7 protein-coding genes and 2 pseudogenes are annotated in these 7,772 nt (G+C 64.1%); 5 read left to right on the top strand and 4 right to left on the bottom strand.

The window, feature by feature from the left end; genetic code table 11:
• Both EOA36_RS20200 and EOA36_RS20195 read right to left on the bottom strand, forming a co-directional pair.
• A partial coding sequence (locus EOA36_RS20200) for a glycerophosphodiester phosphodiesterase family protein (protein ID WP_145969233.1) occupies nucleotides 1-837 on the bottom strand: 837 nt, incomplete at its 3' end.
• Between the two features lie 94 nt (nucleotides 838-931).
• Nucleotides 932-2,140, bottom strand: a complete 1,209-nt coding sequence (locus EOA36_RS20195) for an acyltransferase (RefSeq protein ID WP_127279130.1) — start codon at nucleotides 2,138-2,140, stop codon at nucleotides 932-934.
• A gap of 123 nt (nucleotides 2,141-2,263) precedes the next feature.
• On the opposite strand from EOA36_RS20195, the gene speB reads away from it, so the two are divergent.
• From speB to EOA36_RS20180, 3 genes and pseudogenes are all read left to right on the top strand, one after another.
• On the top strand, nucleotides 2,264-3,271 hold the full coding sequence (gene speB, locus EOA36_RS20190) for an agmatinase (protein ID WP_127279129.1): 1,008 nt from the start codon (nucleotides 2,264-2,266) through the stop codon (nucleotides 3,269-3,271).
• 30 nt (nucleotides 3,272-3,301) lie between these two features.
• Nucleotides 3,302-4,228, top strand: a complete 927-nt coding sequence (gene argC, locus EOA36_RS20185) for an N-acetyl-gamma-glutamyl-phosphate reductase (protein WP_127279128.1) — start codon at nucleotides 3,302-3,304, stop codon at nucleotides 4,226-4,228.
• Nucleotides 4,225-4,422: pseudogene (locus EOA36_RS20180) on the top strand (aminoglycoside phosphotransferase family protein); the annotation flags it as partial. The gene argC and the pseudogene EOA36_RS20180, both read left to right, overlap by 4 nt.
• Before the next feature lie 49 nt (nucleotides 4,423-4,471).
• On the opposite strand, the gene EOA36_RS20175 reads toward EOA36_RS20180, so the two are convergent.
• The gene (locus tag EOA36_RS20175; protein WP_127279127.1) at nucleotides 4,472-5,563 is read right to left on the bottom strand and encodes a COX15/CtaA family protein; all 1,092 of its coding nucleotides are present in this window, start codon (nucleotides 5,561-5,563) and stop codon (nucleotides 4,472-4,474) included.
• Between the two features lie 153 nt (nucleotides 5,564-5,716).
• On the opposite strand from EOA36_RS20175, the gene EOA36_RS20170 reads away from it, so the two are divergent.
• Nucleotides 5,717-5,932, top strand: a complete 216-nt coding sequence (locus EOA36_RS20170) for a DUF2842 domain-containing protein (protein ID WP_027143610.1) — start codon at nucleotides 5,717-5,719, stop codon at nucleotides 5,930-5,932.
• Between the two features lie 24 nt (nucleotides 5,933-5,956).
• Here EOA36_RS20170 and EOA36_RS20165 read toward each other — a convergent pair whose 3' ends face one another.
• Nucleotides 5,957-7,015 carry a polysaccharide deacetylase family protein gene (locus tag EOA36_RS20165; RefSeq protein ID WP_127279126.1) on the bottom strand — a complete coding sequence of 353 codons (1,059 nt, stop codon included), beginning with the start codon at nucleotides 7,013-7,015 and terminating at the stop codon, nucleotides 5,957-5,959.
• Nucleotides 7,016-7,104: 89 nt separating this feature from the next.
• Here EOA36_RS20165 and EOA36_RS20160 point away from each other — a divergent pair.
• Nucleotides 7,105-7,772 (top strand): annotated as a pseudogene (locus tag EOA36_RS20160) (GNAT family N-acetyltransferase); the annotation flags it as partial.

Here is a 7,772-nt window from a genome sequence, read left to right as displayed (position 1 = left end):
GTTGACGATGGCATAGGTGTCGGCCCAAATATGCCAATCGCCCCTCACCGCCTCGGCGCGCATACGCGTGCTAAACAGCGGCCCGCCGGTTTCGGTCAACGTCTCCGCGCCCGCCCGCCAGTTTATCAGCTCGATCGCGCCCGGCGCGAAAGCGTGGTCGACCGTCGAGGCGAAGCCGGCATCATGCACGGCGTCATCGGCAATGATCGGCATGAACTGAAAGCCACCGCCTGCCGCGGCCATGGCGGCTTTCACCGTGATGATCCTGTTCTGGTTCCAAAGGTTTTCCTTGACGATGACCTGCTCGGCCATGCCGAGATCGCGAGCCACCGCGATCATGCCCGGGAGGTCGCCGACTTCGAGCTTGTTGTCGAGATTGATGAGGATTCTGTCCCTAGTCGTCATCAGCATTTCGCGCAATGTCGAGACGGTCTCGTTGGTGACGGCATGGGTGCCCTCGATCACCAGCCGGCATCTCTTCAATTCGGCCAGCGTGTAGTTGATGACTTCGCCCTTGCAGGTCGTCGTACGGTCGAGCCAGCTGTCATGCATGACGATGAGCTCGCCGTCCTTCGAGCGCCTGATGTCGACCTCGACGATTTCGGCGCCGATCGCGATCGAACCTTCAACCGCCGCGAGCGAGTTTTCCGCATAGAGCGTCTTGCCGGCCTGCATGCTGCCGGCTCTGTGCGCGGCCACCATGACATGGTCGCGCCACTGGTTGGCATGTTCGAAGCGGTCGAGGATCTGCCTGGCGCGTGTTTCGCCGGCCAAGGCCTGGCCGGCGGAGGCCGCCAGCGCGGTGGAAAGCAGAAGGTTCAGCCAGATCGTCCGCATCGAGAATCGCTCCTTGCCGGATCGAGCCGGGGATAGGCGACCTCGGTGACATCCAGGTGAACGAAGCCGGCTAGCGGTTGGCCGGCGATGCGGGTCAGATGCGTTTCGAGAGCCGGCGGAACCAGGCCATTGCAGGCATTTCGACCAGGCGCCATGTGATCCACGACACGGCGATGGTGGCGGCGAGCATGACGACGATCGCTACAGTCCCTGTCCAGCCGGGCCCAAAGCCTGTCGCGGGCCCGCCACGCAGCACGATGTCGCCAATCAAGCCGAGGCCGAGCTTGCGCTCGACGAGCCCGGCGACGTTGATCAGGCGCGCCTGGACGAAGATGTGGACCATGTAGATCGAATAGGACAGCGCGCCGAGCGTCAGCATGAAGGGCGTCCTGAGCAACGCGCTGATCCAGCCGCCTTCATGGGCGAACAGAAACAACGCCAGGGCGAACACCAGGGGCGCGGCGATGCCGAAATCATTGTCGCCCGCCAGCGAGACAAAAAGAACGATGACGGCCACCATGACGATTTCGGCAAGAGTCCAGCTCACCCGCGGGCCGTTTGTGACCAGGACCTGTCGCGCCCCTGCAATGGAATCATGCTGAAACCAGGCCAGCAGGGCGCCGAGCGAGAAGCCGTAGAGGCAGCGGATGAAGCCGAAATCGTAGGACACATCCATATGATGCGTGGAGAAACCGAGCAGGAACAGCGGCGCGGTGACGGCGGCGGCGACAAACCATATCCAGGCGCGTGCGCCGGCGATGAGGACCACGGCGGCAAACAGGAGATAGGCGAAAAACTCGGCCGAGATGCTCCAGCTTGGCGCATTCCACGTCAACCGATCCTCGAAGCCGACACCTTGCAGCAGAAGGAGATTGGCAGCCAGGCTCTTGAGGTCGAAGCCGCCGGTGAAGGGAGCGGCCCCCGTGCCATGCAATTGCGGCAGCATCAGCCGCAACAATTCGAAGGCGGCAAAGGCGGCAAGCATGACCAGATGCAGCGGATAGATGCGGCCGAAACGGACCAGGGCAAAGCGGGCGACCTCTTCCGGCCGGCCCAGCCGATTGGCATAGCTGGAGGCGATGACGAAGCCGGAAAGGACGAAGAAGAAGTCGACGAAAAGGTAGGACGAACCGATAAAGCTGCTCTGCGAGATCACTGATGCGGTCGGGAAATGAAACAGCGCCACCAGCAACGCGCAGATGCCGCGCCACGAATCGAGAACCTGGAAGCGATCGCCGGCGATCGTGCCGGCGTGGGTCGACACCACGGCATCCGACGGATTAAGAAACGCGGTCTGCGTCATGATGATACAAATCCTGTCTTGCCGTGGCGCCCGGGCGGCGCGGTTTCGTCTCCCCAAGCTGTGACTGGCATCTTCCATGCCGGTTCTGTAGTTGTTGCACCCCGATGAAAACGAGGACCCGTAATGGCGACCAAGAACATCGACCATGCCTTCACCGCCCGCTCCAAAACGGGTGGCGCCCTTGAGCCGACCTATTCGGGCGCGCTGTCTTTCATGCGGCGCAAATACACCAAGGACGTGAAGGGCGCGGATGCGGTGGTGTGGGGCATTCCCTTCGACGCCGCCGTCACCAACCGGCCGGGCGCCCGGTTCGGGCCGCAGGCGATCCGCCGCGCCTCGGCGATCCTCGACAACGACCCGCAATACCCGTTTTCGCGCGATCTGTTCGAGCACCTCGCCGTGGTCGATTATGGCGACTGCCTGCTCGACTCGGGCAACCATCAGAAGACGCCCGGCACGATCGAGCGCGAAGCGGCCAAGATCCTGAAATCGGGCGCCTTCCTGCTGACGCTGGGCGGCGACCATTTCGTCACCTGGCCGCTGCTCAAGGCGCATGCCGCCATCCACGGACCGCTGGCCTTGGTGCAGTTCGACGCCCACCAGGACACATGGCCCGATGACGGCAAGCGCATCGACCACGGGTCCTTTGTCGGCCGAGCGGTCAAGGAAGGCATCATCGATCCCGACCGCTCGATCCAGATCGGCATCCGCACCCACGCGCCCGACACGTTCGGCATCAAGATCCTCTATGGCCATGAGATCGAGGAGATGCGCGCCTCCGACATCGCCTACGCCATCGTCGATCGCACCGGCGGCAAGAAGACCTATCTGACCTTCGACATCGACTGCCTCGATCCGGCCTATGCGCCTGGAACCGGCACGCCAGTTTCGGGCGGCCCGTCCTCGGCGAAGATCCTGTCGACGCTGCGTCAGCTCAACCAGGTCGATATCGTCGGCGCCGATGTCGTGGAGGTTGCGCCGGCCTATGATCACGCCGATATAACGGCGATCGCCGGTTCGATGGTGGCCATGCAGTATCTCGGCCTGCTGGCCGAGCGAAAGGCACGGCTCGAGGAGCTGAACAACGGCAACCACAACGGCGCCGCGGTCAATCATGGCAACGGCATATAGTCTTGGTATATCAGGGAATTTGATCAGGCAATGAAACCGAAAATCTTCATCGACGGCGAGCACGGCACCACCGGCCTCCAGATCCGGGCGCTGCTTGCCGAGCGCGGCGATCTGGAGATCATTTCCATTCCGGTCGAGCGTCGCAAGGAAACGACCGCGCGCGCCGAATTCCTCAACGCCGCCGATATCGCCATCCTGTGCCTGCCCGACGATGCAGCCAGGGAAAGCGTCTCGCTGATCACCAACGACACCACCAAGGTGATCGATGCGTCGACCGCGCATCGCGTGGCCGAAGGCTGGGAATATGGCTTCGCCGAACTGGACAAGGAGCAGGCGAAGAAGATCGCCACGGCCAAGCGCGTCGCCAATCCCGGCTGCTGGCCGCAGGGACCGATCGCGACGCTCAGGCCGCTGGTCACCGCAGGCCTGCTGCCGGCCAATTTCCCGATCGCCGTCAACGGGATCACGGGTTATTCGGGCGGCGGGCGCCCGATGATCGAGGACTATGTCGCCAAGGGCGAGGACGCCTCGGAGTTCCTGCCCTATGGCCTGACCCTGCAGCACAAGCACGTGCCGGAATTGAAGGCCTATGCGAAGCTGTCGCATGATCCGATCATGCAGCCGGCGGTGGGCAATTTCGCCCAAGGCATGATCACGGTGGTGCCGTTGCAGCTCGGCGGCCTCGAACGCGTGCCGACGGGTGCCGAACTTCACGCCGCCATTGCGGACCATTTCGCCGCGATCAAGGGCGGTGTGGTCGAGGTGGCGCCCTATGCGCATCTGGAGCGCGTGCCGGACATCGACCCGGAGATCTACAATGGCACCAACCGCATGAAGGTCTATGTCTTTGCCAACGACAGCAGAGCCCAGGCGCTGCTGCTGGCGGTCTACGACAATCTCGGCAAGGGTGCCTCGGGCGCGGCCGTCCAGAACATGGACCTGATGCTCGGCCTGTGATGGACGCACCGGCCTTTCCAGCGCGCTGGCAAGTCAGCGAACCCGAACTCATTGCCGAAACCTTCTCGAGCCGCATCTGGAAGGTGCGGCGCGAGGACGGCTCACCGGCGATCGTGAAGGCGCTGAAGCCGTTCGACGACGTTGCCGACGAGTTGCGCGGCGAGCATTTCCTTGCCTGGCGGCGCGGCGAAGGCGGCGATAAGACGACGCAGTCCAACGAATTCTGGATGTGATCGGCCGCGCTCAGCGTCCGACGGCAATCTCGTTGGGCAAGGGATAAGCGCCCTTGGTGCCCCGCCAATGGGCGGCGGCAAAGCCCAGCACAACAAGCGCAAACGCCTGATGGGTCAGCGCCATATGCAGGGGCACCTGCATCAGCAGCGTGCCGATACCGATCGAAGCTTGCACCAATACCAGAACGAACAACAGCGTCGCGCGTCGCGCATGCGTCGAGCCTGGCAGCCGCCGACGCGTGGCGATCATGTGCCAGAGCGCGACGGCGAAGACCGTATAGGCGCCGAGCCGGTGGATGAACTGCACCGTCTTCGGGTTCTCGAAGACGTTGCGCCACGCCGGATCGAGGATGAGCAGATCGCCGGGAACGATCCTGCCGTCCATCAGCGGCCAGGTGTTGTAGCTCATGCCGGCGTCGAGACCGGCCACCAGACCGCCGAGATAAATCTGGATCAGCGCCAGAAGCACGATGAGACCGGCCAATCTCTGCGTCGAGCGATCGGCCGCAGGCTCGGAGTGAGGAGCGAGACCCCGCGCGACAACCATGGTCGCGGTGAAGATCAGGGCCGCCAGCGTCAAGTGCGTGGCGAGCCTGTACTGGCTCACCGACACGCGGTCGACCAGGCCGGAGGCCACCATCCACCAGCCGATGGCCCCCTGCAGCCCGCCGAGAAGCAGAATGCCGACCAGCTTCGGTCCAAGGCCGCGCTCGATGCGGCGCGTCGCCCAGAAGACCAGAAGCGGCAAGGCAAAGACCAGGCCGACACTGCGCGCGAGCAGGCGATGCGCCCATTCCCACCAGAAGATCGACTTGAACGCCTCGATGCTCATGTCCTTGTTGAGCTCTGTGTATTGCGGGATCTGCTGGTAGCGCTGGAATTCCTCCTGCCAGTCGGCGTCGTTGAGCGGCGGGATGACGCCATGGATCGGCTGCCATTCGGTGATCGACAGGCCGGATTCGGTCAACCGCGTGGCGCCGCCAACCAGCACCAGCGCGAACAGCACCAGGAGCACGACGTACAGCCAGCCGCGCACGAGTACCCGGTTGTGCAGGTCGCGGTCGCGGGCCTGATAGGGCGCGGCGGCGGTGATGGCGGCCATGGCTATATCCCGGCAGGTTGAATGTCGCGGATTGGTGAACCATCGCACTCCTGCTGGCAAGACCGCGCAGCGCGGCACGCCGTCGCGCCTGATGTGGTAGGTTGCGCGCGTCCCGCGTTCGGCCTAAGCGGTAGCCATCAACGAGGCCAAGCCATGCCCATTCGACTGAAAAAGCTTATCGGAATGTTCCTGCTTTTGGCGCTGGTCATCATCTACGCGCTGGTCGCGTCGATCTTCGCGGTCGCCCGCCTGTCGGAGTCGGGCGCGCTGGTGCAATTCCTGTTCTTCCTGCTTAGCGGTCTGCTCTGGGTGCTGCCAGCGATGGGCATCATCAAATGGCTGATGCTGGAGCCGAGGGCCAAGCGCTGAGCCCAGCCCGGACCGGGCAGTCCGTCAGATCGTGACGAGCATCTTGCCGGCGTTGGCGAGCGGCGTCGTCACGCCCGACAGCATCGTGCGGATATGGTGCAGGCTCTGGTAGCGGCCATTGACCGAAATGCGCGGCAAGGCATGCAGGAAACCGGCATGTTCGGCGCGCAGCACGCCGTGGCGGGTGGTCACGGCGGAAGCATAGCCGGCGTCGCGCGCGAAGCCCACTTCGCGGCAACCGACGGCGCTGGCGTAGCCGTAGGGATAGGCGAAATGGCGGGGTTCCTCGCCAAGCTCAGTTCGCAGCATGTCGTTGACGGCGCCGATCTCGCGCCGCGCATCGGCCTCGGAAAGCCGCTTCAGATTGCTGTGGTTGACCGTATGGGCGCCCATCGTCACCAGCGGATGTGCGGCGACGGTACGGATCTCATCCCAGTTCATCAGCGTGCGCAGGCGTGGGGCGTCCGCGTCGACCCCATTGGAAGCGGCCAGATCGCGCAGCACGCTCCGCAGGTCCTCCTCGCCGACCTCGGTGGTAAAATAGGCATGCAGGCGGGCGATGGCCTGATGTTTCCTGACGGGGGTCGCGCAATCGATCACGGTCGGGCCGTTCGGTGTGGTCAGGGTCAGGCGATCGCAGGCATTGACGATGTCCTCGACCACATCCCACCAAAGGTGGGCGGTGCCATCGATCAGCCCTGGAGCGACATAGATGGTGAGCGGCGCGCCATGCTTCTCCAGCACCGGCAAGGCCTCGGTCATGTTGTCGCGATAGGCATCGTCGGCGGTGATGGTGGCGAACCGGCCGCCCTTGCCGCCTGCCTTGATGCGCTCCACGGCTTCGTCCATCGAGACGAAGGCATAGCCGTCCGCTCTCATGTCGGCGATCACGGCATCGAGGAAACTGGGCGCGATGTTGAGGTGCCGGTTGACGCTGTCGGGCTTTTCGGGTGTCGCCGTCACGCGGTGCAGCATCAGGATGGCGCCGATGCCGCCGACAAACGGCCTGGCCAGCGGTGCGAGGCCGGTATAGCGGGCGACGTTGAGCGCCAGTTTCCGGATTGCCTCCCCACCGTCGATCATTCATTCACCTTTTGCGCCTAGGCTATCCAAGCACGGAATACGCCCGAGCGCCCCCCAAATCGGGATCAGTACGCCTTAAGGATTGAGGTATGGTTGACGCAACCGCGTCATTTGATGGCAAGCGGCTCGCGGCGATCCAGGCTTCATCACGCGCACTGCCCGGGCATACCGCGGGGCTGTCGGTTTCAGTTGCCGCCGCCGAAGGACTCGCGGCGTATGCGGCGTTCTGTCGTTCGGCACTTTATGCGCCGGCGCAAAGTGCGGCATGGGTCTTGACCTGGGCCGCCGAGGTCAAGCCCGATCTGCTCATCGCCACGCTCGAACTGGAGGGCAGGCCGGCTTTCGCAGTGGCGCTGGAGGTGGTCAAGCGCGGCCCGTTGCGGGTCGCCCAGTTCATGGGCGGCCGCCACGCCAATGGCAATTTCGCCGCCGCCGAACCGCAATGGCTGGCGAGCGGCGACATCACAGCCATCCGCTCAATGCTCGCGGCGATCGCCGGGTCCCGGCCCGATGTTGATCTCATCGCGCTGGAAAGATTGCTGCCCGATCTCGACGGCATCGCCAATCCGCTGGCATCGCTCGATCATTTCGCCAGCCCCAATCTTTCGCTGGCCGTCGACCTCAGCGGTGGATTCGATGCGCTGCTGCTGCGTGCCAGCGGCAAGCGCAAACGCAAGAAGCATCGTTCGCAGACGCGCAAGTTCGAGGCCGTCGGCAGCCACCGGCGCATCGAGGCGCGCAGCGCCGACGAGGTGGA

The sequence above is a fragment of the Mesorhizobium sp. M8A.F.Ca.ET.021.01.1.1 genome (genome assembly GCF_003998025.1).
In the GTDB taxonomy this organism is placed as follows: Bacteria; Pseudomonadota; Alphaproteobacteria; order Rhizobiales; family Rhizobiaceae; genus Mesorhizobium.
This window is presented reverse-complemented; position numbering and strand designations above follow the sequence as displayed.

Excerpts from the sequence above, each read along its gene's own strand:
- speB (WP_127279129.1), top strand. The coding sequence starts at position 2,264 with ATGGCGACCAAGAACATCGACCATGCCTTCACCGCCCGCTCCAAAACG.
- argC (WP_127279128.1), top strand. The coding sequence starts at position 3,302 with ATGAAACCGAAAATCTTCATCGACGGCGAGCACGGCACCACCGGCCTC.
- EOA36_RS20195 (WP_127279130.1), bottom strand. The coding sequence starts at position 2,140 with ATGACGCAGACCGCGTTTCTTAATCCGTCGGATGCCGTGGTGTCGACC.
- EOA36_RS20175 (WP_127279127.1), bottom strand. The coding sequence starts at position 5,563 with ATGGCCGCCATCACCGCCGCCGCGCCCTATCAGGCCCGCGACCGCGAC.
- EOA36_RS20165 (WP_127279126.1), bottom strand. The coding sequence starts at position 7,015 with ATGATCGACGGTGGGGAGGCAATCCGGAAACTGGCGCTCAACGTCGCC.
- EOA36_RS20170 (WP_027143610.1), top strand. The coding sequence starts at position 5,717 with ATGCCCATTCGACTGAAAAAGCTTATCGGAATGTTCCTGCTTTTGGCG.